Origin of the sequence: Pseudomonas fortuita (genome assembly GCF_026898135.2) — a bacterium.
GTDB lineage: Bacteria > Pseudomonadota > Gammaproteobacteria > Pseudomonadales > Pseudomonadaceae > Aquipseudomonas > Aquipseudomonas fortuita.
The window spans coordinates 5,587,541-5,609,903 of sequence record NZ_CP114035.2 but is presented as its reverse complement, the minus strand read 5'-3'; the positions used below and the strand labels follow the sequence as shown (position 1 = coordinate 5,609,903).

Sequence of the window (22,363 nt, the reverse complement as noted above, 5' to 3'; positions counted from 1 at the left end):
TCTTCGCGGGCACACCCGCGCCCAGAGGGGTATGCGACACCCTGTGGGCGCGGGCGTGCCCGCGAAGAAGGCAACACCAAACTGTCGGTTTTGTCATGAATTGCCGGGCGCGGCCATGTACAATGACGGCTTTTGCCCGCAGCGACATAAAGCCGCACGTTCGCGGGCCAGGCCAACGGCCATAAAACTAGACTGACTGGCGCTGGGCACATGATCTTGCCCAGGGAACATCTCAGACCATTAGCGATTTTCGAGAGACGGATGAACATCACCAACCTTGCCAAACGACTTTGCCTGCCTGTACTGCTGATGATCACGCCTGCCGCCTTCGCGGCAGAGCAGATGACGCCGGCGCCACCGCAACTGGCAGCCAAGTCCTACGTACTCATGGACGCGTCCAGCGGCAACGTGCTGGTCGAGAACAACGGTGACGAGCGCCTGCCGCCAGCCAGCCTGACCAAGCTGATGACCGCCTACATCGCCACCCTGGACATCCGCCGCGGCCAGATCGGTGAGAACGACCCGGTTACCGTCAGCGAAAACGCCTGGCGTACTGGCGGTTCGCGCATGTTCATCAAAGTCGGTAGCCAGGTGACTGTCAGCGACCTGCTGCATGGCATCATCATCCAGTCCGGCAACGACGCCTCGGTCGCTTTGGCCGAGCACATCGCAGGCAGTGAAGATGCCTTCGCCGACATGATGAACAAAACGGCTGCCGACCTGGGCATGAGCAACAGCCACTTCATGAACCCCACCGGCCTGCCGAACCCGGAGCATTACTCGTCGGCGCATGACATGGCGACCCTGGCCCGTGCGATCATCACCGTCGATCCGGCCCACTACGCCATCTACTCGCAGAAAGAGTTCTTCTGGAACAACATCAAGCAGCCTAACCGCAACCTGCTGCTGTGGCGTGACAAGACTGTCGATGGCCTGAAGACCGGCCACACCGACGAAGCGGGCTACTGCATGGTGGCTTCGGCTGTTCGCGATGGCCAGCGCCTGATCGCCGTGGTGTTTGGCACCAACAGCGAGCAGTCCCGTGCTGCCGAGACCCAGAAGCTGCTGACCTACGGCTTCCGCTTCTTCGAAACCCAGACCTTCTACCAGAAAGGCACCGAGCTGACCCAGGCCCCGGTCTGGAAGGGCGCCACCAGCCAGATCAAGGCTGGCCTGGCTGACGACCTGACCATGACTATGCCTAAAGGCCAATTGAAGCGTCTGCAAGCTTCGATGACCATGAACCCGCAGCTCACCGCGCCAATCGCCAAAGGTGACGTGATCGGCAAAGTGGAAGTCAAACTGGACGAGAAAGTGGTTCACAGCGCCGACCTGATCGCCCTTGATGGCGTCGAGGAAGGTGGTTTCTTCCGCCGTATGTGGGATAGCATCCGTCTATTCTTCTTCGGGTTGTTCAACTGATACGTGACCTGCATGCCCCCGCGTATCTAGCGGGGGCGTTGTTGTTGCCACGGCTTACGAGGCCGTTTCCGCCATGAGCGAACCAGACGTCAAGTCGCACAAGATCGAATTCCCTTGCGCTGATTACCCGATCAAGGTAATCGGCGATACTGTTGTCGGCTTCAAGGACACGGTGATCGAGATTCTCAGCAAGCACGCCAAGGTCGACCTTTCCACGCTGGCTGAACGCCAGAGCAAGGAAGGCAAGTACACCACCGTGCAATTGCACATCGTTGCCACCAGCGAAGATCAGCTGCACGATATCAACAGCGCCCTGCGCGCTACCGGCATCGTGAAAATGGTGCTCTGATGTCCGCCTGTCTCGGTTTTCGCGAGCTTGGCCTGCAGCCCTATGAACCGGTGCTGGAGGCCATGCGTCGCTTTACCGAGCAGCGCAGCCCGTGCAGCCAGGATGAAATCTGGCTGGTCGAGCACCCCGCGGTCTTCACCCAGGGCCAGGCCGGCAAGGCCGAGCACCTGCTGGTACCGGGCGACATCCCGGTGGTGCAGACCGACCGCGGTGGCCAGGTGACCTACCATGGCCCCGGTCAGCAGGTGGCCTACCTGCTGCTGGACGTGCGCCGGCTGGGCTTTGGCGTACGCGAGCTGGTCAGCCGTATCGAACAGGCCTTGATCGGCCTGCTCGCCAGTTACGACGTGCAGGCATCGGCCAAGCCCGATGCTCCTGGCGTCTATGTCGATGGAGCGAAGATCGCCTCCCTCGGCCTGCGAATTCGCAACGGCCGTTCGTTCCACGGCCTTGCCCTGAACGTGGACATGGACCTTGCGCCATTCCGCCGAATCAACCCCTGCGGCTATGCGGGGCTGGCCATGACCCAGCTGCGCGATCTGGCAGGTCCGATCGAACTCGACGAGGTCAGGACAAGGCTGCGCGGACAGCTGGTCAAGCACCTCGACTACGCTGAGCAGACGACCCTCACGGGCGGAATCGACTGAATATGACAACTGTGCAAGAAGCCGTGCCGAACCTGATATCTACCCAGGATGTCACCCCGCGCCAAGCGCCGAAGAAGGTGGAAGCTGGGGTCAAACTGCGTGGCGCCGACAAAGTCGCGCGCATCCCGGTAAAGATCATCCCTACTGACGAACTGCCGAAAAAGCCTGACTGGATCCGCGTGCGTATCCCGGTGTCGCCTGAGGTAGACCGTATCAAGCAACTGCTGCGCAAGCACAAGCTGCACAGCGTATGCGAAGAGGCCTCCTGCCCGAACCTGGGCGAGTGCTTCTCCGGTGGTACCGCCACCTTCATGATCATGGGTGACATCTGCACCCGCCGCTGCCCGTTCTGCGACGTTGGCCATGGCCGACCTAAACCGCTGGACCTGGACGAGCCGAAGAACCTGGCTGTCGCCATTGCCGACCTGCGCCTGAAGTACGTGGTGATCACCTCGGTAGACCGCGACGACCTGCGTGACGGCGGTGCCCAGCACTTTGCCGACTGCATCCGCGAAATTCGCGCGCTGTCCCCGGGTGTGCAGCTGGAAACCCTGGTGCCGGACTACCGTGGGCGAATGGATGTTGCGTTGGCGATCACTGCGCAAGAGCCGCCAGATGTGTTCAACCACAACCTTGAGACGGTGCCGCGCCTGTACAAGGCCGCGCGTCCGGGTTCGGATTACGACTGGTCGCTGGACCTGCTGCAGAAATTCAAGCAGATGGTACCGCACGTACCGACCAAGTCGGGGCTTATGCTTGGCCTGGGTGAGACTGACGAAGAGGTGATCGAGGTCATGCACCGCATGCGCGAGCATGAAATCGACATGCTCACCCTCGGCCAGTACTTGCAGCCATCGCGTAGCCACCTGCCGGTGCAACGTTTCGTTCACCCGGACACCTTCGCCTGGTTCGCCGAGGAAGGTTACAAGATGGGCTTCAAGAACGTCGCCTCTGGCCCGTTGGTGCGTTCTTCGTACCATGCTGACCAGCAAGCTCACGAAGCCAAGATCAAGCTCTGAACCAAAGAGCAGAGCCACGTATGCCGATGCACGCCGACAGGCGGCGTCGGCATTTTTATTTGCGCCCCACGCGCTGCTAGGAGCTGCGATGAATTGCGCCGAAACCCTCCAACCCAGCCTGCCAGCTGCGCTGCCGGCTAACGCCTGCTTTGCCATTGTCGCGCCGGCGGGCGCGGCGCGTCTGGATACGCACAAGGTCAGCCAGTGGTTTGCTGACCGCGGTTACCGTTGCCGTATCTACCCGGGTGCCCTGCAGGCGCAGGGCTATTTGGCGGGACCGGATCAACAGCGCCTGCAGGACCTGCATGACGCGTTTGCCGACCCGGCCATCGACGCCATCCTCTGCATGCGCGGCGGCTACGGCAGCATGCGCTTGCTCGGTCAGCTCGACTTCGAGCTGATTCGGCGCAACCCCAAGCCGTTGATCGGCTACAGCGACATTACCGCGCTGCACACGGCGATCTACCGGCATAGCGGGCTGGTTACCTTCCATGGGGGGATGCTCAATGCCGACCTGCTGGGCGCCAAGTTGCCGCCGACCGAGTCATCGTTGCTGGCGCAGCTGGGCGGGCACGTACGGGCAGGCGAGCAGCTTGTGCACCCGGCGGGCTATGCCTTGAGCAGTGTGTTGCCGGGTGTGGCCAGCGGCCCGCTGCTGGGCGGCAACCTGTCGATGCTGGGTGCGACCATGGGGACGCTTGCCGAGCTGGAGGCCCAGGGCTGCATCTTGTTCATCGAGGACGTCAACGAGCCGTTGTACCGGGTCGACCGGCTGCTGACCCAGTTGCGCCTGGCGGGCAAGCTGGAGGGGGTGAAAGGCGTGCTGGTGGGGGACTTTGCCGGGATTACCACGGCGGCGTTGGCGCCGTTGCTGGAGGAGACCTTCGCGCCGCTGGGTGTGCCGGTGCTGGCGGGGTGGCGCAGTGGGCATTGCGACCCGAATGTGTGCTTGCCGCTGGGGGCTCGGGTCAGGCTGGACAGTGATCGGCAGAGCCTGGTGCTGGAGCAGGACCTGTTCAAGGTTTGAGGTTGTCGGGGCTGCTTTGCAGCCCATCGCGGCACAAGGCCGCTCCTACAGGGGATTGCGATACCTTGCAGTTACGCGGTTGGCTGTAGGAGCGCCCCCAGCATTCTCATTGCTGACGCAGGCTCTCAAGCAGCTTGTGGGTCGGGTAGCCATCTGCTGGCCACCCCAGCCCCTGCTGGGCAGTGCGAATGGCCTTGCGGGTATTGGCGCCGATGATGCCATCGGCATTCCCGGCCTCATGGCCACGGCTGTTCAACAAGTTCTGCAACTCCATGCGCTCGCTGCGACTCAACGGCAGGTCTTCTTTCGGCCAACTGCCGGCAATGAAGCCCCAGCCGCTGAAGCGGTCCCCCAGCAGGCTTACCGCCAGTGCGTAGGACGAAGAGTTGTTGTACTTCAGAATGGCGCGGAAGTTGTCCAGTACCAAAAACGCCGGCCCGCGGGCGCCAGCCGGCAGCAGCAGGGCGGCTGACAGCTGGTTGCTGTTGGCGGGCAACTGCGTGCCTGCAGGCAGTTTCACGCCCATTGCCAGCCACTCGCTCACCGGTTTGCGCAGCGCGCCATCGGCTTGCCAGAAATCGAAACCAGCTGGCACTTGTACCTCGAAGCCCCATGGCTGACCACGCTTCCAGCCCGAGCTTTGCAGGTAATGCGCCGTCGAGGCCAGGGCATCCGGTGTGCTGTTCCAGATGTCGCGGCGGCCATCACCGTCGAAGTCCACGGCATGGGTGTTGTAGGTGGTGGGGATGAACTGGGTCTGGCCCATGGCGCCGGCCCACGAGCCACGCATGGCCTCGGGCTGGATGTCGCCATGCTGGATGATCTGCAGCGCGGCGATGAGCTGGTCCTGGGCGAACTGCGGGCGACGGCCCTCATAGGCCAGCGTGGCCAGCGAGCGAATCACCGACTTGTTGCCCTGGAACTGGCCAAAGTTGCTTTCCATGCCCCACACCGCGACCAGCACCTGGCGATCCACGCCATAGCGTTGTTCGAGGCGGGTCAGCAGCTCGGCGTTCTGCTCCAGCAGCTTCTTGCCGTTGCGTACCCGCAGAGGCGACAGGGCGCCGTCGAGGTATTCCCACACCGGGCGGGTGAACTCAGGCTGGCTGCGGTCGGCCTTGATCACGTCCATGTCGGGGGTGACGCCGAGGAAGGCACTGTCGAACGTGCTCGGCGAGATGCCGGCTTGCAGGGCTTGCTGGCGGAAGCCTGCCTGCCACTGGGCGAAGGTTTGCAGAGGCTGGATTTCAGTGCTGACGTCGGGCGTTGTGCCGGGCACAGTCACCACTGGAGCGGGTTGGGCAGGGGCCAGCGGCAGTGCGTCGGCAGCGGTGGGCTTTTCCGCGCAGGCCACAAGCAGGATGAAGCTGGAGGCCGCGATCAGCTGGCGGGTTTCCCAACGGGGGATAAGACGGAAGAGCATGCACAGATCCAGAATTGCAGGTCAGGTGACGACCATACCATGCCTGCGCTTGCGATGCTTTCATGCTGCCAAAAAGTAGGAAGCCTCCCAATCTCTTGATTGGAAGGCTTCGCGGCGGTAGCTGCCTTTGCCCTTGTCCGGTCGTTCCTGGCGGCAGCGGAACAGGGGTTGGGCAACGATGGACTTGGCCTTGTTGGGGCCGTGCTTTTTCGGCTTTTTGCTCATGGCGGGTTCCCGGTTTGGGTGGGGTTTCGGGGCGCACTGTAGGGCTTGGGCTGCGGGGGAGCCAATTGATTGTGTTTATGGCTGGGATGTTAGGGCCGCTTCTCGGCCCCGGCTATTCCGGAGGTAGCGCCAGGCGCTGGCCTGCCATCAACAGCGACAAGCGCGCAAGACCCGTCCAGGGCGAGCCCTCGGCCTGGCCCTTGATCTGCGCATCGATACGCTGGGCATCCTGCAGCAACTGTGCCCAGCGTCGCGCCGACAAGCGTTGCAGGGCTTTGCTGACCAGCGGTCGGCGTTTGTCCCAGATCGGCGGGCGGGCCTGGCTGAAGGCCTTGTCCAGCGGCACCCCCTGGCTGAACTGTTGGGCCAGCCCGGCCAGTTGGCGCAACTCGCGAGCCAGGGCCCAGAGGATCACTGGCGGTTCCACGCCTTCACCACGCAAGCCCTCGAGCATGCGCAGGGCATGTGCTGCTTCGCCATTGAGAATGGCGTCGACCAGGCCGAAGACATCGAAGCGGGCGCTGTCGGCGACGGCGGCCTGCACGGTTTCCACGGTGATCGGGTTGCCATCGGCGAGCAGCTTGAGCTTTTCGATTTCCTGCGCGGCGGCCAGCAGGTTGCCTTCCACGCGCGCAGCGATCAGGTCGACAGCGTCACGTTGCGCCGACAGGCCGGCTTGCTGCAGCCGCTGGTTGATCCACTGCGGCAGCTGGTGCACATCCACCGGCCAGATCTGGATGAACTGGCAGTGCGCACCCTCGATCAAGGCCTTGCCCCACTTGGTCTTCTGCGCACTGCCGTCCAGCTTGGGCAAGCTGACCAGCAGCAAGGTGTCTTCGGCAGGGTTGGCGCAGTATTCGATGAGCGCAGCGGCGCCTTTGTCACCGGGCTTGCCCGAGGGCAGGCGCAGTTCCAGCAGGCGGCGCTGGGCGAACAGCGACAGGCTGGCGCCAGCCTGGAGCAGGGTGCCCCAGTCGAAGTTGGCGTCGGCACTGAATACCTGGCGTTCGTCGAAGCCTTGCTGGCGTGCCGCGTTACGGATGGCGTCAGCGGCTTCCTGGCACAGCAGCGGGTCGTCGCCGCTGACCACGTAGACCGGTGCCAGGGCGCCTTGCAGGTGCTTGTTGAGTTGGGCGGGGGCGAGTTTCATGGGAAACAGGTGAGGCACCCGAGGGTGCCCCACGCGGGCTTAGTTGCCCGGCACTTCCAGCGGCGACTGCTGAGGCGTTTCGGCCTGCTGTCGGCGAGCGGCCTCCAGTGCGTCGGCTTCGGCCTTGGCACGCTCGTCGGCCTTGCGCTGCAGCTCGTCCAGCTGGGACGGGCTCAGCATCTGCAGGCGGACAACCATGGCGTTGACCAGGTCGCGGCGCATTTCTTCACGGGCGCGGTTGGCTTCCTGCTCGGAACCGGTGACGTTCGAGCCGTCACGCACGTAGATCTTGCGTACCTGCAGCTTGTCGCTCAGCAGCTCCAGGTTGTTCAGGCCCTGGATGCTGTAGCTCAGATCGGTGGTCAGCTCGTACTCGGCGGTACGGTTGCCGCTGTTGTAGGTTGCCGAGCGCTCGCGCTCCTGCTCGTTGGTCAGCACCAAGCGGTAAGGCGCGCCAGCATGCACGTTGACACCGCTCCGCTCCAGTACCTTGCGCAGCTCGACCACGGTCGGGCCGTAGGCATTGCGTGCACTGACATCCATTTCCTTCACACTCAGCTCGGTAGAGCCGGTGCCGCGCAGCTGGAAACCGCAGGCGCTGAGCATGACCGCCAGGCCGACTACCAGCAAATTGCGTTTGATCATGTTGTTGCTCCCTTGTGGGCCTGTTCCGCCCACCCGCAGCCACTGCGGGTGGGCGTTTTCATCAGTTGGCGACGATGTTGACCAGCTTGCCCGGTACCACGATGACCTTGCGGATGGTGAGGCCATCGATGAAGCGCAGGACATTCTCGTTGCTGCGGGCGGCGGCTTCGACTTCTTCGCGGCTGGCCGCGGCAGGCATCTCGACCTGGCCGCGCAGTTTACCGTTGACCTGAACCACCAGGGTAACGGTGTCCTGCACCAGTGCCTGTTCGTCGACGCTCGGCCAGGCGGCATCGATCACCGACCCTGCATGGCCGAGGTGCTGCCACAGCGCGTGAGAAATGTGCGGGGTGATCGGTGCCAGCAGCAGGGTGACGGCTTCCAGGCCTTCCTGCAGCAGGGCGCGGTCCTGTTCGCTGGCCTGAGGGGCCTTTTCCAGCACGTTCATCACGGTCATCACCTGGGCGATGGCAGTGTTGAACTTGTGGAACTGGCCTACATCGGTGCTGGCCTGCTTGATGGCTGCGTGGATGGCGCGGCGGATGACCTTCTGTGCGTCGTCCAGGGCAGCGATATCCAGCTTGCCCGGCAGGCCTTGGCTGACGTGAGCCTGGGCCAGGCGCCAGACACGGCGCAGGAAGCGGCTGGCTCCCTCGACGCCGGAGTCGGACCACTCCAGGCTCATGTCGGGCGGCGAGGCGAACATCATGAACAGGCGGCAGGTGTCGGCGCCGTAGGCTTCGATCATCGATTGCGGATCGACGCCGTTGTTCTTCGACTTCGACATCTTCTCGGTGCCGCCGATTTCCACCGGCAGGCCGTCGGTCTTCAGGCGGGCGCCGATGATCTTGGCCTTGGCATCGCGCTCGATCTCGACATCGGCCGGGTTGAACCAGTCCTTGCCGCCATTGCTGGCCACGCGGTAGTAGGTTTCGGCGACCACCATGCCCTGGGTCAGCAGGTTCTTGAATGGCTCGTTCGAGGTGACCAGGCCTTCGTCGCGCATCAGCTTATGGAAGAAGCGCGCATACAGCAGGTGCAGGATCGCGTGTTCGATACCGCCGATGTACTGGTCTACCGGCAGCCAGTGGTTGGCGGCTTTCGGATCGACCAGGCCCTTGTCGTAGTTCGGCGAGGCGTAACGGGCGAAGTACCAGGACGATTCGACGAAGGTGTCCATGGTGTCGGTTTCGCGCTTGGCTGCAGTACCGCATTTCGGGCAGCTGCATTCATAGAACTCAGGCATGCGCGCCAGTGGCGAACCGGCGCCGTCCGGCACCACGTTCTCGGGCAGGGTGACCGGCAGTTGGTCTTCCGGCACCGGCACGTCGCCGCAGGACGGGCAGTGGATGATCGGGATCGGGCAGCCCCAGTAGCGCTGGCGGCTGATGCCCCAGTCGCGCAGGCGGAACTGTGTACGCGACTTGCCCAGTTCCTTGCGGATCAAAGCGGCTTCGATGGCGTCGAATGCACCGGCGAAGTCCAGGCCGTCGAACTCACCGGAGTTGATCAGCTGGCCGTGCTCGCCATAGGCGGCCTGCCATTCGTTGCCGACTTCATCACCAGCGCTGGTGCGCACCACGGCCTTGACCGGCAGCTTGTACTTGTGGGCGAACTCGAAGTCGCGCTCGTCGTGGGCCGGCACGGCCATTACCGCGCCATCGCCGTAGTGCATCAGCACGTAGTTGGCGACCCATACCGGCAGCTTCTCGCCGGTCAGCGGGTGCTCGACCAGCAGGGAAGTGGCCATGCCCTTCTTCTCCTGGGTGGCCATGTCGGCTTCGGCAACGCTGCCGCTCTTGCACTCGTCGATGAACGCCTGCAGCGCCGGGTTGCCCTGGGCAGCCTGGGTGGCCAGCGGGTGCTCGGCGGCAACGGCGACGTAAGTCGCGCCCATCAGTGTGTCCGGGCGGGTGGTGAAGACCTTCAAGGTGCCTTCGTGGCCGATGCTGGCCTGGTCGTACGGGAACTGTACTTCCATGCCGCGCGACTTGCCGATCCAGTTGCGCTGCATGGTCTTGACCTGCTCAGGCCAGCCCGGCAGCTCGTCGAGGCTTTCCAGCAGCTCGTCGGCGTAGTCGGTGATGCGGAAGTAGTACATCGGGATTTCGCGCTTCTCGATCAGCGCGCCCGAACGCCAGCCACGGCCGTCGATGACCTGCTCGTTGGCCAGTACGGTCTGGTCCGCCGGGTCCCAGTTCACGGTACCGTTCTTGCGGTAGATGATGCCTTTCTCGAACAGGCGGGTGAACAGCCACTGCTCCCAACGGTAGTAGTCGGGCTTGCAGGTGGTCACTTCACGTGCCCAGTCGATGGCCAGGCCCAGGCTCTTGAGCTGGGTCTTCATGTAATCAATGTTTTCGTAGGTCCACTTGGCCGGGGCGACGTTGTTTTTCATCGCCGCGTTTTCCGCGGGCATGCCGAAAGCGTCCCAGCCCATCGGCTGCAGGACGTTCTTGCCCAGCATGCGCTGATAGCGGGCAATCACGTCGCCGATGGTGTAGTTGCGCACGTGGCCCATGTGTAGCTTGCCGCTCGGGTACGGGAACATCGATAGGCAATAGTAGGTGTCTTTGCCTGGCTGTTCGGTAACAGCGAACGATTGTTGCTCGTCCCAGAAGTTCTGGGCGGCGGCTTCGATATCACGGGGCGTGTATTGTTCGTGCATGGCTACTTTTGGCTGAGAGAGAAGAGACCTTGTTCCAGGCAGCGGAACCTCGCTGCAACCGGTACTCCGGTGTCGTTTAGAGTGAACGCCGTAGCATACAGCAGCGTTGCGTATCGTGGGAAACCTTCGTTGCGAATGCCCGCTGGTCGCGGCAGGCGGCTGCTTTTCATTGCGCCGCTAAGCTCAGGTGTGGGGGGAGATATTCTTTATCTTCAATGAGGTGAACGGATGGGAGAGACGCAGCTACCCGCAATCAAGCCGGAGCTTTACGAGCGCCTGATCGACCGGCTTGGCCTGGCACTGGAAGCGGCCAGGACCTCGGTGCGATTGCGTGACGAGATGCCAGCCGAGCTGGAATTGCGCGGCCTGAGCCACGCCGAGTTCGAAGTGATCAAGGCCTACCTGGATGCAATCCCGGAGCGCCCAAGTGCCTGTGCCGGCAGTTACCCACAAGCGGAGCCGACATCGGCCAAGATCATCTGGCTCAAGGACAAGAAACGCCCCGCCAATGCGGCGAGATCCAGGACGCTGCCACATCGCTAGCCGTTCAGGATGCCAGCCGCAGGCCATCGCGCGCCGGTTCTGCAATATCACACAACCACACAGCTCACGATTGGCGCCGGTCGCACCCTTGTTGACCGGCGTCGATCCTTTTAGGCTGCACCCCTGCCAAGGAGGTGTGGCCGATGCCGATCCGATTCTTCATCAAACAATGGCTGATGCCGCCCGGCATCCTGTTCCTGCTGCTGCTTGCGGCCTGGTGGCTGCGTGCGCGGCGGCCACGATTGGCGGCGCTGTGCTTTGCCGTGGGGCTTGGTGGGCTGTGGCTGATGAGCCTGCCGCTGGTGGTACAGGAAACCGCCCGTATGCTGGAAAGCGAGCCGCCGTTGGCCGTGGGCGACTGGGGCGCCCTGGCGAGCCGGGGATGCCATTGTAGTGCTAGGTGCGGGGCGTGAGCGCGGTGACCCGGCCTGGGGCGGTAGCGACCAGCCCACGGCCACGGCGCTGGAGCGTCTGCGCTTTGCCGCGCAGCTGGCCAAAGCATCGGGGTTGCCGGTGCTGACCAGCGGTGGGCTGCACTATGGCACGCCGCCGAGCGAAGCGCGGTTGATGGCTGATCGCCTGCGTGAAGACTTTGCGGTTGCGGTGAAGTGGCGCGAGGAGGCAAGCCGCACGACCTGGGAAAATGCTCAGTTCACCGCCAAGGTGCTGCAACCGCTGGGCATTCGTCGCGTAGTGGTGGTGACCCAAGCCTGGCACATGCAGCGCTCGCGCTGGAGCTTTGAGCAAGCGGGATTCGAGGTGGTGCCGGCGCCGGTGGGGTTCCTGGGACGCGATCATGCGCGGCCGTTTGCCGGGCTGCTGCCGGAGAGCCGGGCGATGTGGCAGAGCGGGCAGCTGCTTAATGAAGTGGTGGGGTTGGTGGGGTATCGGCTCTTCTATTGAACCTTGTGCTGCCTGTGACGGCCTCTTCGCGGGCTTGCCCGCTCCCACAGAATTAGCGCAGCCTTCGAGGCGTGTGCAGTCCCTGTGGGAGCGGGCAGGCCCGCGAAGAGGCCGTTACAGGCAGCATCATCAGACGGTTTTGGCTATGCGCCCTGCCAGCAACGCCCAGCCCAGCAGCAGCACACAGACGATCGCCAGCGGCCACGAGCGCCATTTCAGGTATGGCGTCAGTTGCTGCATCGGCACCACTTCGCCATACAGCACCGCCTGCTGGAATTGCGGCACTTGCGTGGTAATGCGGCCAAACGGGTCGATCAGGGCAGTCACGCCGTTGTTGGTGGCGCGGATCATCCAGCGGCCGGCTTCCAGTGCGCGCATCTGTGCCATCTGCAAGTGCTGCAAGGGGCCTATCGATTTGCCGAACCAGGTGTCGTTGCTGATGGTCAGCAGCAGGTCGCTGCGTGCGGCCAGGCCTGCGGCAAACTCGGGGTAGACCACTTCGTAGCAGATGTACGGCGCAACCTGATAGCCCTTGGCCTGCAACAGCGGCTGGTCTTCAGGCCCGCGAGCGAAGTCGGACATGGGCAGGTTGAAGAACTCGATCATGCCCCGCAGCATGTCCTGCAGCGGCACGTATTCGCCAAACGGCACCAGCTTCTGCTTGAGGTAGGTGCCATCGCCTTCACCGGTGACGGTAATGCCGTTGTAGTAGCGGCGCTGGTGATGCACCACTTCACGCACCGGCACGCCTGTGATCAGCGCCGAATGACGCTCGGCGGCGAAGCGGCCCATCACGTCGATGTAACCCTGGGCCTGGTCCTTGAGCACCGGCACCGCGGTTTCAGGCCAGACCAGCAGGTCCACAGGTTTGGAGCTGAAGCTCAGGTCACGGTACAGCGCCAGTTGCGCGTCGCTGTGTGCCGGGTCCCATTTCAGGTCCTGCTCGACGTTGCCTTGAATGGCTGCCACTTTCAGCGGGTCGCCTGCCGGTTTGGTCCAGGCATGGCCCTTGAGTGCCAGGCCCAGTGCCCACGGGGCCAGTAACAGCAGGCAGGCGACTGCCAGGAACGAGGGGCGGGTGCGCAGGCGGTGCAGGTTGCACAGCAGGGCTGCTGTAAGCGCCAGGGCGAAAGAAACCAGCCATACGCCGCCCAGCGGTGCCAGGCCGGCCAGCGGGCCGTCCAGCTGGCTGTAGCCGGCGTAGAGCCAGGGGAAGCCGGTCAGGAACCAGCCGCGGAAGGCCTCTTGCAGCAGCCACAGGGCGGCGAAGCACAGCGCGTCGGCCAGTGGCGCTTCATTGCGCCTCAGCCAGCGCGCCCACAGCCAGGTGGGCAGGGCAAAGAACCAGGCCAACGCAGCGAAGAACGCCAACAGCAGCAGGATCGCCAACAGCGGCGAGGCGCCGCCGTAGGTGTTCATGCTGACGTAGATCCACCAGGTGCCGGCGCCATACAGGCCGAAACCGAACCACCAGCCCCGCCACATGGCCTGGCGCGGGCTGAGCTCGCGCAGGCCGAGGTAGAGCACGGCGATGGACAATATGGCCAGCGGCCAGATGTCGAACGGCGCCAGGGCCAGAAGGGTGGAAGCACCGGCCGCCAGGGCCAGCAGGTTACCGGGCCAGCCGGGGCGGGTGATCCAACGCATGTTTGTCCTTAACGGGTGATCGGGGTCAGGCGCAGCAAGTGTATCCGCCGGCTGTCGGCGTTGAGAATACGGAACTTGTAAGACCCGATCTCGGTGGTTTCGTTGCGCTTGGGCAGGTGGCCAAAGGCGCTCATCACCAGGCCGCCGACCGTGTCGAATTCGTCATCGGAGAACTCGCTGTCGAAGAACTCGTTGAAGTTTTCGATCGGGGTAAGCGCCTTGACCAGGAAGTCACCGCTGGGCAGCGGCTTGATGTAGCTGTCTTCCTCGACGTCGTGCTCGTCCTCGATATCGCCGACAATCTGCTCCAGCACGTCCTCGATGGTCACCAGGCCTGCCACACCGCCATATTCGTCGATGACGATGGCCATATGGTTATGGTTGGCGCGGAATTCGCGCAGCAACACGTTCAGGCGTTTGGACTCGGGCACGAAAGTGGCCGGGCGCAACAGGTCCTTGATGTTGAAACTGTCGCCGTTCTCCTTGAGGATCAGCGGCAGCAGGTCTTTGGCGAGCAGGATCCCGAGCACATCGTCGTGGCTTTCGCCGATCACCGGGTAGCGCGAGTGCGCGGCGTCGATCACCGCTGGCAGAAACTCGCGAGGCGACTGGCCTGCCTTGATGCTGTTCATCTGCGAGCGCGGCACCATGATGTCGCGCACCTGCAGGTCGGCGACCTGGATGGCGCCTTCGACGATGGTCAGCGCTTCGCTGTCCAGCAGTTTGTTCTGATGGGCTTCGCGCAGCAACTCAAGGAGCTCCTGGCGGTTTTTCGGCTCATGGGCAAAAGCCTGGGTCAGTTTGCCCAGCCAGGACTTTTGCCCGTTGCTCGATCGATCTTCGCTCATGGCGGTTCTCGTGATCCTTCGTGTTTCAGTGTGTGATTGAGTCGGTTTCATCGTCGGCATACGGGTCGGGGTGACCCAGTTCTGCCAGCAATTCCCGTTCCAGGCCTTCCATTTCTTCGGCTTCCTCATCATCGATGTGGTCATAGCCGAGCAGATGCAGGCAACCGTGAATGACCAGGTGCGCCCAGTGGGCCTCCAGCGACTTGCCTTGTTCGGCCGCTTCGCGCTCGACCACTGCTACACAGATCACCAGGTCGCCCAGCAACGGGATATCGAGCAGGTCGTCGGGTACATCGGCCGGGAACGACAGCACATTGGTCGCGTAATCTTTATGCCGGTAGGTGTGGTTCAGCTCACGGCCTTCGGCGTCCTCGACCAGGCGAATGGTCATTTCCGAGTCGGCGCTGCGCTGGCGCAGGGCCAGTTCGCACCAGCGGCGGAAGGCGGCGTCATCCGGGGCGGCAGCGTCCGTGGCCCGTTGGATATCAAGTTCAAGCATTTTTGCCGGGCGCCTCGGGCTTGGCCTGGTGGGCTTCGAAGCGGTCGTAGGCTTCGACAATACGCTGCACCAGTGGGTGACGAACCACATCTTTGGGCTGGAAGTGGGTAAAGCTGATGCCTGGAACGTCCTTCAGCACCTCGATGACGTGTGCCAGGCCGGACTTGGTGCCACGTGGCAGGTCGACCTGGGTGATGTCACCGGTGATCACCGCCGTGGAACCGAAACCGATGCGGGTGAGGAACATTTTCATCTGTTCCAGCGTGGTGTTCTGGCTTTCGTCGAGGATGATGAAGCTGTTGTTCAGGGTGCGGCCACGCATGTAGGCCAGCGGGGCGATCTCGATCACCTGGCGCTCTATCAGCTTGGCCACGTGCTCGAAGCCGAGCATTTCGTACAGGGCGTCGTACAGCGGGCGCAGGTACGGGTCAATCTTCTGCGCCAGGTCACCGGGCAGGAAGCCAAGCTTTTCGCCTGCCTCGACCGCCGGGCGCACCAGCAGGATGCGGCGCACCTGTTCGCGTTCCAGCGCATCCACCGCGCAGGCGACGGCAAGGTAGGTCTTGCCGGTACCGGCCGGGCCGATGCCGAAGTTGATGTCGTTGGCCAGGATTTCCTTCACGTAGCGCTGCTGGTTGAGCCCGCGTGGGCGGATGTTGCCCTTGCGCGTACGCAGCGACACGCTGACTTCGTTCACGGCCGGGTTGTCGATGTTCTCGACAGCCGACTCCTGAAGGTACAGGTGCACGGTTTCCGGCGACAGGTCGGTTGCCTTGGTCTCGCGGTAGAGACGGCGCAGCAACTGTTCGGCCGCAGAGGTGGTCTTGGGTTCGCCGATCAGTTCGAACTGATTGCCGCGGTTGCGGATTTCAATGGCCAAGCGCTGTTCGATCAGGCGCAAGTGCTCGTCGAACTGCCCGCACAGGTTGGCGAAACGGTGGGCCTCGAAGGGCTCGAGGATGAAACGATGGGGTTCTATGGGTGCGTTCAAGGTCGTTTTTAGCCGCTCGACGGCAATGGGTGTGAACTCAAGAATAACCCTTGAATGCCAGTGGCGAAAGCACTGAAACGTTCAACGGTATGTACTGCCTGTTCTGGCCTCTTCGCGGGTGAACCCGCTCCCACAGGTTGTGTGCATGACCTGTGGGAGCGGGTTCACCCGCGAAGAGGCCGGAGCAGGTATCATGCCTGCCTTTTCTTACGCATGTGTTATCCCTCCCATCATGAGCAAACGCGAACCTGCCATCTATAAAGTGATCTTCCTCAACCAGGGGCAGGTCTTCGAGATGTATGCCAAGCAGATCTACCAGAGCGACCTGTGGGGCTTCCTGGAAATCGAGGAGTTCGTGTTCGGCGAGCGCTCGCAGCTGGTGGTAGACCCGAGCGAGGAGAAGCTCAAGAGCCAGTTCGAGGGGGTGATCCGCAGTTTCGTGCCGATGCACTCGATCGTGCGAATCGACGAAGTCGAGCGCCTGGGCACGGCAAAGATCAGCGAAGCCAAGGGCGGCGGCAATGTGATGCCGTTCCCGATGCCAATGCCGGAAAAGTAACCGTCAGGGGAGCGGCGAGAACGGCGTGCGCCCTTCGGCGTTCTGCAGTTCCAGCAGGTATTTGCGGAAAATCTGGCCGAGCACCTGGGTGGCATGCTCCAGCTCGTCGCGGGGCATTTGCTCGGTCACTTCGTCGGCCATGTCCAATGCATCTTCGGCACCGTTGACCGCGGCCATCTTCAGCAGGATGTAGGCCTGCACGTTGTTGGCCTTGACCCCTTCGCCATGGAAGAACATCGCACCCAGACGGTACTGGGCGTCGGCCTGGCCTTGCAGCGAAGCCTTCTGGAACCAGTCCAGGGCTTTGTCGAGGTTTTTCGGCGTTTGCGTGTAGTAGTACTCGCCCAGTTCGAATTGCGCCTGGGCATCCCCCGCGGTAGCCGTCTGCTCGCAGGCCTTGAGGGCGTTTGCCAGGTCTTCAGGCTGAACATTCAAGGTGCAGCGGCCCGTCGCCGGAATCAGCAACGAGTTACCGCCCTCCGCCAAGGCCAGCAGGGGCTGAAGAAGCAACAGGCAGCCCAGGGTCAGGGCGCGGCCGGTGCGGTTCATGGGGATCGACTTACCTCTGCAAAGCTGCGGCCAATGTCTCTGGTGGCACATTATGGGATAAGCAGCGCCAACCTTACAAAGTTTTACTCGAATTTCTGCTTGGTTGGGGAAGTCAGCTGATTGTGCATGCGTAATTATTACCTGTACCGGCCTCTTCGCGGGGCAAGCCCGCTCCCACAGAGGCCGGTGCAGGCTGGCAATTACTTCAATGCAGCAAAGGCCTTTTCAGCTGCATCCAGGGTGATCTGCAGCTCCTTGTCGCCGTGGGCGATGGAGGTGAAGCCCGCCTCGAACGCGCTCGGTGCCAGGTACACGCCGCCTTCCAGCATCAGGTGGAAGAAGCGCTTGAAGCGTTCGGCATCGCTGCTCATCACGTCTTCGAACGTGACGATGTCGTCGGCGCCGCTGAAGTACAGGCCGAACATGGCGCCGGCCTGGGTGGTGACGAACGGTACGCCAGCGGCATCGGCACGTTGTTGCAGGCCATCAAGCATGCGGCTGGTGTAGTCGGTCAGCTCGGCGTGGAAGCCCGGGCGGCTGATCAGCTTCAGGGTGGTCAGGCCGGCGGCCATGGCCAGCGGGTTGCCCGACAGGGTGCCGGCCTGGTAGACCGGGCCGAGCGGGGCGATGCAGCCCATGATTTCGCGTTTGCCGCCGAAGCAGCCGACCGGCATGCCGCCACCGACGATCTTGCCGAAGGTGGACAGGTCCGGCTTAATGCCATAGTGGCCTTGGGCGCCGCCCAGGGAGACGCGGAAGCCTGTCATCACTTCGTCGAAGATCAGTACCACGCCGTGTTTGTCGCACTGCTCGCGCAGGCCTTCAAGGAAGCCCGGCGCTGGGGGGACGCAGTTCATGTTGCCGGCCACGGGCTCGACAATGATGCAGGCCACGGTCTGGCCGACCTCGGCCAGGGTTTTTTCGACCGCGGCAATGTCGTTGAACGGCAAGGTGAGGGTGTGCTTTGCAAAGTCTGCCGGCACGCCGGCCGAGCTTGGCACGCCTTGGGTCAGCAGGCCGGAACCGGCTTTTACCAGCAGGCTGTCGGAATGGCCGTGGTAGCAGCCTTCGAACTTGATGATGGCGTCACGGCCGGTGTAGCCACGGGCCAGGCGGATGGCGCTCATGGTGGCTTCGGTGCCCGAGCTCACCATGCGGACCATTTCCATGGATGGTACCAGCGAGCAGACCAGGTCGGCCATGTCGGTTTCCATGGCGGTGGGTGCGCCATAGGACAGGCCGTGTTCCAGTTGCTTGCGTACCGAGTCCAGCACGTCCGGGTGGCCGTGGCCAAGGATCATCGGGCCCCAGGAGCCGACGTAGTCGACGTAGCGCTTGTCGTCCTCGTCAACGACGTAGGCGCCTTCGGCATGCTTGAAGAACAGTGGCGTGCCGCCAACGCTCTTGAAGGCGCGGACCGGCGAGTTGACCCCGCCTGGGATGTGCTTCTGGGCTTTGGCGAACAGGTCTTCGGAACGGGACATGAAAGGTTCTCTCGAAATCAGGATGCGAACAAGGCGTTGAAGGCGCGGGCGCGGCGGGTGACTTCTTGCGCGCTGTCGGCACCGAACAGGCCATGGATCACCGCCAGCAGGTCGGCACCGTGGGCGACCAGCGGGGCGGCGTTGTCGAGGGTGATGCCGCCGATCACGGCAATCGGCAGTTTCACCTGGGCACGCGCCTGCTCCAGCAGTTCAACGTTGGCGGCGGGCGCGCCCGGCTTGGTAACGGAATTGAAGAAGCGGCCAAAGGCGACGTAGCTGGCGCCTTCACTGGCGGCCTGGGCGGCCAGCTCGAGGCTGGCGTGGCAGGTGGAGCCGATGATCGCCCGGCGGCCGAGCAGGGCGCGGGACGGGGTCAGCGGGCCGTCAGTCTGGCCCAGGTGTACGCCAACGCCCAGGCGCGCGGCCAGTTCGGCGTCATCGTTGATGAGCAGCTGGGTGCCGTAGCGCTCGCAGAGCTTCATCAGCCCTTCGGCTTCACGCAGGCGGCGCGCCGCGTCGTCACTTTTGTCGCGGTACTGCAGCAGGCACACGCCACCTTCCAGGGCCGCTTCGACATGGGACAGGAAACGGCCAGCGAGCAGCTGGCTGTCGGTGATTGCGTACAGACCGCGTAGCTTCATCGAAGGCCTCGTATCAGGAGCAGAAGTCCAGGGGCAGGCGGCGCGGCACGAACTGGCCCCTGCCCAGCTGTTCGGCGTCACGCAGGGTGCGCCAGGTGTAGTCCAGGGCGCTGCGCACGGCGCTTTCCAGCTGCTCGCCGAGCGCCAGGCGGCCAGCCAGGGCGCTGGCCAGGGTGCAGCCCGAACCGTGGTAGCTGCCCGGCAGGCGCTGGCAGGTCCAGGTGTGGTGCTGACCGTCCTGGGTGTACAGGCGGTTGTGAATTTCGTCTTCGTCGCCGTGACCGCCGGTAATCAGCAGGTGTCTACAGAACGGCAGCAGCTTTTCGGCACATTCGTCGGCGGTGCCTTCAGGCAGTTCGGCGAGGATGCGGGCTTCGGGCAGGTTCGGCGTGGCGATGGTCGCCAGCGGCAGCAGGCGTTCGCGCACGGCGTAGCCGACTTCGTCCTTGCCCAGGCGGCCACCGCCGCCGGCACGCAGCACCGGGTCGCAGACCAGCGGCAGGTGCGGGTGGGCGGCCAGCAGTTCGGCGACGGTGTCGACCATTTCGATCGAACCGAGCATGCCCAGTTTGACTGCGGCCACCGTGGAGTCGGCCAGTACGGCATTGGCCTGGGCCAGTACCCACTCGCGGTCGAGCACGCGGAAGTCGGAAACGTTGACGGTATCCTGCACGGTCAGGGCGGTCACTGCGGGTGCAGCGTGACAGCCTTGCGCGATCAGGGCTTCGATATCTGCCTGCAGGCCGGCGCCGCCACTAGGGTCGTGGCCGGAGAGACAGAGGACAACGGGGCGGGAGCTGTAGGTATTCATGGTCGGCGAGCTTACCACCAAACCTGTTTGGGCGGATCGTCCGACAAACGCGTTTTACTGATCGATTGGTCAGATTTTTGTTTGGTGTTCTTCTGAAAGTATTGATTTAGAGCCTTTTCTTTGGTTTTTGAGATGGCCGATTGCCAGGTTGCGAAGCTATGCTAGAGTGCTCGGATAACTCGACAAACGGGTGCTGCCGGATCACGTCGTCTCAAACGGATGGGAGGCTAACGCGACGCGACTGGACAGGCCATGCTGGGGCTGTATGCGCTATTTGCTGATTGTGCTTTTGGGCTTGCTGCCCGTGCTGGCCGGAGCGGTCGATTTCGACGACGCTACCCGGCATCTTCCGTTGGGCAAAGCCATGCAGGTTTACGAAGACCTCGATGGCAGTGCCAGCATCGCCCAGGTGAGTGCCCCCGGGTTCGCCAAATACTTCAAACCTCACCACGAAGACGTGCTGAATGCCGGTTACTCCACCTCGGTGTTCTGGCTCAAGGTCGAGCTGCGCCCGGTTGGCGCGCCCAGCGCTGCCCCACGGCAATGGCTGCTTGAGCTGGCCTATCCGCCGCTGGACCACCTCGAACTGTACCTGTCCGACGGCAGGGGTGGCTTTCACCTGGCCCAGCGCACCGGCGATGCCTTGCCCTACGACAGCCGCCAGATCCGGCAGAACAACTACCTGTTCGAATTGCAGCTGCCGCCTGGGCAGGTAACCACCGCCTATCTGCGCCTGCACAGCCAGGGCTCGGTGCAGGCGCCGCTGGCGCTTTGGTCCGCCGAGGCCTACATGGAGGAGCAGCCCACCCGCTTGTATGTGCTGGGAATGATCTACGGCGTGTTGCTGGTGATGCTGGTGTACAACCTGTTCATCTACCTCAGCGTGCGTGACGTCAGCTACCTCTACTACATCCTCTATATTGCCTCGTTCGGTTTGTACCAGGTGTCGGTGAACGGTGCGGGCGTGGCCTACTTCTGGCCCGACAGCCCTTGGTGGGCGAACGCCTCGACGCCGCTGTTCATTGGTGCAGCAGGCCTGTTCGGCTGCCAGTTCGCCCGGCATTTCCTGCAACTGGGCAACATCAGTCGTGGCTTCGACCGGCTGCTGCAGCTACTGATGCTGGGCGGTGCGCTGGTCATGGTGCTGGCGGTGAGCATGCCCTACGGCATTGCCCTGCGCATGGCCACGCTGCTGGCATTACTGTTCACCGTCAGCATCTTCAGCGCTGGCTTGTACGCCTGGTGGCGGGGCTTGCGCGTGGCGCGCTGGTTCATCATCGCCTGGACGGCGTTCCTGCTTGGCGGCCTGGTCAACACCTTGATGGTGCTGGGCTATCTGCCAAATGTATTCATCACCATGTATGCCAGCCAGTTGGGTTCAGCGCTGGAGGTGGCATTGCTGTCGCTGGCGCTGGCGGACCGCATCAACAGCCTGCGTGAGCAGCAGGCGCAGACCTTGCGCGAGACCGGGCGCACGCTGGAGCAACTCAACCTGCAGTTGGCCAGGAGCAACCGCCTGAAAGACGAGTTCCTGGCCAGCGTGACCCATGAGCTGCGCACCCCGATGAATGGCGTGATCGGCTCGCTGGAGCTGATGCACACCCTGCCGATGGACGCCGAAATGGCCCAATACCACCGCACGGCGGTGGGGTCGGCGCAAAGCATGATGGACATGGTCGACGCCATTCTCACCCTGTCCGAACTGCAGGCCGGCCGCCTGCGTGCGCAGCCGACGCCGTTCAGTCTGCGTGCGCTGCTGCAGGGCTTGCGCGCTGGTTATGCAGGGCAGGCCCTGCGCAAAGGCTTGTACCTGAGCCTGGACATACCGGCCGACCTGCCGGACGGGCTGCTGGGTGACGGGCAGAAACTGGCCCAGTGCCTGGGCTGCCTGGTGGACAACGGTTTGAAGTTCACCCATCAGGGCGGGGTGATGATCCAGGTGCGCGGCCGCCGGTTGGGGCCGGGCGACCTGGCCTTGACCTTTACCGTCAGTGATAGCGGGATCGGCTTCGATGACCTGGAGCAGTCGACCCTCTATCAGCGGTTCTTCCAGGTCGACGGTTCGATGACCCGGCGGTATGGCGGTTTGGGGATTGGTTTGTCGATCTGCCGGCAGATGGGGGAGTTGCTGGGGGCGCGGTTGGCGCATGAGTCAACGCGCGGGTTGGGGAGCCGGTTTGAGTTGAGTTTGAACATGGCGATTTCGCAGGTGCAGATGACTCCGAATATCCAACAGACGAGGCGTTCGCTGTAGGTTTTTATTGGGGCTGCTTTGCAGCCCTTCGCGGGCACGCCCGCTCCCACAAGGATCGC

General features: G+C 63.2%; 21 protein-coding genes and 1 pseudogene. 9 read left to right on the top strand and 13 right to left on the bottom strand.

All coding sequences use genetic code 11. The features are described from left to right. The first annotated feature begins 261 nt into the window (after nt 1-261). The 5 genes from OZ911_RS25660 to OZ911_RS25640 all read left to right on the top strand — a co-directional run bounded on the left by OZ911_RS25660 (nt 262) and on the right by OZ911_RS25640 (nt 4,464). Nucleotides 262-1,422 carry a D-alanyl-D-alanine carboxypeptidase family protein gene (locus OZ911_RS25660; RefSeq protein WP_016489361.1) on the top strand — a complete coding sequence of 387 codons (1,161 nt, stop codon included), beginning with the start codon at nt 262-264 and terminating at the stop codon, nt 1,420-1,422. Nucleotides 1,423-1,495: 73 nt separating this feature from the next. Beyond that, nucleotides 1,496-1,771, top strand: coding sequence for a DUF493 domain-containing protein (locus OZ911_RS25655; RefSeq protein ID WP_016489360.1), 276 nt, complete (start codon nt 1,496-1,498; stop codon nt 1,769-1,771). Continuing rightward, nucleotides 1,771-2,418 (top strand): lipoyl(octanoyl) transferase LipB, encoded by a 648-nt coding sequence (gene lipB / locus OZ911_RS25650; protein ID WP_016489359.1) that lies wholly within the window; start codon nt 1,771-1,773, stop codon nt 2,416-2,418. The genes OZ911_RS25655 and lipB overlap by 1 nt, the downstream gene beginning before the upstream one ends. Before the next feature lie 2 nt (nt 2,419-2,420). Beyond that, nucleotides 2,421-3,437: a lipoyl synthase gene (gene lipA, locus OZ911_RS25645; RefSeq protein ID WP_016489358.1), complete on the top strand. Its 1,017-nt coding sequence runs from the start codon at nt 2,421-2,423 to the stop codon at nt 3,435-3,437. An 88-nt stretch (nt 3,438-3,525) separates the two neighbouring features. Next, nucleotides 3,526-4,464 (top strand): S66 peptidase family protein, encoded by a 939-nt coding sequence (locus OZ911_RS25640; RefSeq protein WP_023047916.1) that lies wholly within the window; start codon nt 3,526-3,528, stop codon nt 4,462-4,464. A 106-nt stretch (nt 4,465-4,570) separates the two neighbouring features. Here OZ911_RS25640 and OZ911_RS25635 read toward each other — a convergent pair whose 3' ends face one another. From OZ911_RS25635 to leuS, 5 genes are all read right to left on the bottom strand, one after another. Then, nucleotides 4,571-5,887 (bottom strand): lytic murein transglycosylase, encoded by a 1,317-nt coding sequence (locus tag OZ911_RS25635; RefSeq protein WP_016489356.1) that lies wholly within the window; start codon nt 5,885-5,887, stop codon nt 4,571-4,573. A 60-nt stretch (nt 5,888-5,947) separates the two neighbouring features. Continuing rightward, nucleotides 5,948-6,112, bottom strand: a complete 165-nt coding sequence (arfA, locus tag OZ911_RS25630; protein WP_016489355.1) for an alternative ribosome rescue factor ArfA — start codon at nt 6,110-6,112, stop codon at nt 5,948-5,950. Between the two features lie 112 nt (nt 6,113-6,224). After that, on the bottom strand, nt 6,225-7,262 hold the full coding sequence (holA, locus tag OZ911_RS25625; protein WP_016489354.1) for a DNA polymerase III subunit delta: 1,038 nt from the start codon (nt 7,260-7,262) through the stop codon (nt 6,225-6,227). 39 nt (nt 7,263-7,301) lie between these two features. Beyond that, entirely contained in the window at nt 7,302-7,907 is a 606-nt protein-coding gene (locus tag OZ911_RS25620; RefSeq protein ID WP_023047918.1) for an LPS-assembly lipoprotein LptE, read from the bottom strand. A 61-nt stretch (nt 7,908-7,968) separates the two neighbouring features. Beyond that, nucleotides 7,969-10,575, bottom strand: a complete 2,607-nt coding sequence (leuS, locus tag OZ911_RS25615; protein WP_016489352.1) for a leucine--tRNA ligase — start codon at nt 10,573-10,575, stop codon at nt 7,969-7,971. A 228-nt stretch (nt 10,576-10,803) separates the two neighbouring features. Here leuS and OZ911_RS25610 point away from each other — a divergent pair, with 228 nt between their 5' ends. Both OZ911_RS25610 and OZ911_RS25605 read left to right on the top strand, forming a co-directional pair. Then, a complete protein-coding gene (locus tag OZ911_RS25610; protein ID WP_016489351.1) occupies nt 10,804-11,118 on the top strand; it encodes a hypothetical protein in 315 nt (104 codons plus the stop codon). A 143-nt stretch (nt 11,119-11,261) separates the two neighbouring features. After that, a pseudogene (locus OZ911_RS25605) lies at nt 11,262-12,021 on the top strand (YdcF family protein). Nucleotides 12,022-12,150: 129 nt separating this feature from the next. On the opposite strand, the gene lnt reads toward OZ911_RS25605, so the two are convergent. Genes lnt through OZ911_RS25585 form a run of 4 tightly spaced genes read right to left on the bottom strand, consistent with a single transcriptional unit; the run spans nt 12,151 to nt 16,006 of the window. Next, the gene (lnt, locus tag OZ911_RS25600) at nt 12,151-13,668 is read right to left on the bottom strand and encodes an apolipoprotein N-acyltransferase (RefSeq protein WP_268968511.1); all 1,518 of its coding nucleotides are present in this window, start codon (nt 13,666-13,668) and stop codon (nt 12,151-12,153) included. A gap of 8 nt (nt 13,669-13,676) precedes the next feature. Further along, nucleotides 13,677-14,516: a CorC family transporter gene (locus tag OZ911_RS25595; RefSeq protein ID WP_003249762.1), complete on the bottom strand. Its 840-nt coding sequence runs from the start codon at nt 14,514-14,516 to the stop codon at nt 13,677-13,679. A gap of 25 nt (nt 14,517-14,541) precedes the next feature. Continuing rightward, nucleotides 14,542-15,015 (bottom strand): rRNA maturation RNase YbeY, encoded by a 474-nt coding sequence (ybeY, locus tag OZ911_RS25590; RefSeq protein WP_023048414.1) that lies wholly within the window; start codon nt 15,013-15,015, stop codon nt 14,542-14,544. After that, the gene (locus OZ911_RS25585; RefSeq protein WP_016489347.1) at nt 15,008-16,006 is read right to left on the bottom strand and encodes a PhoH family protein; all 999 of its coding nucleotides are present in this window, start codon (nt 16,004-16,006) and stop codon (nt 15,008-15,010) included. The genes ybeY and OZ911_RS25585 overlap by 8 nt, the downstream gene beginning before the upstream one ends. Nucleotides 16,007-16,238: 232 nt before the next feature. Between OZ911_RS25585 and OZ911_RS25580 the strand changes: the two genes are divergently transcribed. Continuing rightward, nucleotides 16,239-16,565, top strand: a complete 327-nt coding sequence (locus tag OZ911_RS25580) for a DUF1820 family protein (protein WP_016489346.1) — start codon at nt 16,239-16,241, stop codon at nt 16,563-16,565. 3 nt (nt 16,566-16,568) lie between these two features. Here OZ911_RS25580 and OZ911_RS25575 read toward each other — a convergent pair whose 3' ends face one another. The 4 genes from OZ911_RS25575 to OZ911_RS25560 form a co-directional block, all read right to left on the bottom strand. After that, nucleotides 16,569-17,114, bottom strand: a complete 546-nt coding sequence (locus OZ911_RS25575; protein ID WP_016489345.1) for a tetratricopeptide repeat protein — start codon at nt 17,112-17,114, stop codon at nt 16,569-16,571. A 200-nt stretch (nt 17,115-17,314) separates the two neighbouring features. Then, nucleotides 17,315-18,598 (bottom strand): glutamate-1-semialdehyde 2,1-aminomutase, encoded by a 1,284-nt coding sequence (hemL, locus tag OZ911_RS25570; RefSeq protein ID WP_016489344.1) that lies wholly within the window; start codon nt 18,596-18,598, stop codon nt 17,315-17,317. 17 nt (nt 18,599-18,615) lie between these two features. Then, the gene (gene thiE / locus OZ911_RS25565; RefSeq protein ID WP_070086616.1) at nt 18,616-19,239 is read right to left on the bottom strand and encodes a thiamine phosphate synthase; all 624 of its coding nucleotides are present in this window, start codon (nt 19,237-19,239) and stop codon (nt 18,616-18,618) included. A gap of 13 nt (nt 19,240-19,252) precedes the next feature. Beyond that, complete coding sequence (locus OZ911_RS25560) at nt 19,253-20,050, bottom strand: hydroxymethylpyrimidine/phosphomethylpyrimidine kinase (RefSeq protein ID WP_016489342.1); 798 nt, start codon at nt 20,048-20,050, stop codon at nt 19,253-19,255. A gap of 265 nt (nt 20,051-20,315) precedes the next feature. On the opposite strand from OZ911_RS25560, the gene OZ911_RS25555 reads away from it, so the two are divergent. After that, nucleotides 20,316-22,304 (top strand): sensor histidine kinase, encoded by a 1,989-nt coding sequence (locus tag OZ911_RS25555; RefSeq protein WP_268968510.1) that lies wholly within the window; start codon nt 20,316-20,318, stop codon nt 22,302-22,304. The last annotated feature ends 59 nt before the right edge of the window (nt 22,305-22,363 follow it).

Excerpts from the sequence above, each read along its gene's own strand:
- OZ911_RS25660 (WP_016489361.1), top strand. The coding sequence starts at position 262 with ATGAACATCACCAACCTTGCCAAACGACTTTGCCTGCCTGTACTGCTG.
- OZ911_RS25655 (WP_016489360.1), top strand. The coding sequence starts at position 1,496 with ATGAGCGAACCAGACGTCAAGTCGCACAAGATCGAATTCCCTTGCGCT.
- lipB (WP_016489359.1), top strand. The coding sequence starts at position 1,771 with ATGTCCGCCTGTCTCGGTTTTCGCGAGCTTGGCCTGCAGCCCTATGAA.
- lipA (WP_016489358.1), top strand. The coding sequence starts at position 2,421 with ATGACAACTGTGCAAGAAGCCGTGCCGAACCTGATATCTACCCAGGAT.
- OZ911_RS25640 (WP_023047916.1), top strand. The coding sequence starts at position 3,526 with ATGAATTGCGCCGAAACCCTCCAACCCAGCCTGCCAGCTGCGCTGCCG.
- OZ911_RS25635 (WP_016489356.1), bottom strand. The coding sequence starts at position 5,887 with ATGCTCTTCCGTCTTATCCCCCGTTGGGAAACCCGCCAGCTGATCGCG.
- arfA (WP_016489355.1), bottom strand. The coding sequence starts at position 6,112 with ATGAGCAAAAAGCCGAAAAAGCACGGCCCCAACAAGGCCAAGTCCATC.
- holA (WP_016489354.1), bottom strand. The coding sequence starts at position 7,262 with ATGAAACTCGCCCCCGCCCAACTCAACAAGCACCTGCAAGGCGCCCTG.
- OZ911_RS25620 (WP_023047918.1), bottom strand. The coding sequence starts at position 7,907 with ATGATCAAACGCAATTTGCTGGTAGTCGGCCTGGCGGTCATGCTCAGC.
- leuS (WP_016489352.1), bottom strand. The coding sequence starts at position 10,575 with ATGCACGAACAATACACGCCCCGTGATATCGAAGCCGCCGCCCAGAAC.
- OZ911_RS25610 (WP_016489351.1), top strand. The coding sequence starts at position 10,804 with ATGGGAGAGACGCAGCTACCCGCAATCAAGCCGGAGCTTTACGAGCGC.
- lnt (WP_268968511.1), bottom strand. The coding sequence starts at position 13,668 with ATGCGTTGGATCACCCGCCCCGGCTGGCCCGGTAACCTGCTGGCCCTG.
- OZ911_RS25595 (WP_003249762.1), bottom strand. The coding sequence starts at position 14,516 with ATGAGCGAAGATCGATCGAGCAACGGGCAAAAGTCCTGGCTGGGCAAA.
- ybeY (WP_023048414.1), bottom strand. The coding sequence starts at position 15,015 with ATGCTTGAACTTGATATCCAACGGGCCACGGACGCTGCCGCCCCGGAT.
- OZ911_RS25580 (WP_016489346.1), top strand. The coding sequence starts at position 16,239 with ATGAGCAAACGCGAACCTGCCATCTATAAAGTGATCTTCCTCAACCAG.
- OZ911_RS25575 (WP_016489345.1), bottom strand. The coding sequence starts at position 17,114 with ATGAACCGCACCGGCCGCGCCCTGACCCTGGGCTGCCTGTTGCTTCTT.
- hemL (WP_016489344.1), bottom strand. The coding sequence starts at position 18,598 with ATGTCCCGTTCCGAAGACCTGTTCGCCAAAGCCCAGAAGCACATCCCA.
- thiE (WP_070086616.1), bottom strand. The coding sequence starts at position 19,239 with ATGAAGCTACGCGGTCTGTACGCAATCACCGACAGCCAGCTGCTCGCT.
- OZ911_RS25560 (WP_016489342.1), bottom strand. The coding sequence starts at position 20,050 with ATGAATACCTACAGCTCCCGCCCCGTTGTCCTCTGTCTCTCCGGCCAC.
- OZ911_RS25555 (WP_268968510.1), top strand. The coding sequence starts at position 20,316 with ATGCGCTATTTGCTGATTGTGCTTTTGGGCTTGCTGCCCGTGCTGGCC.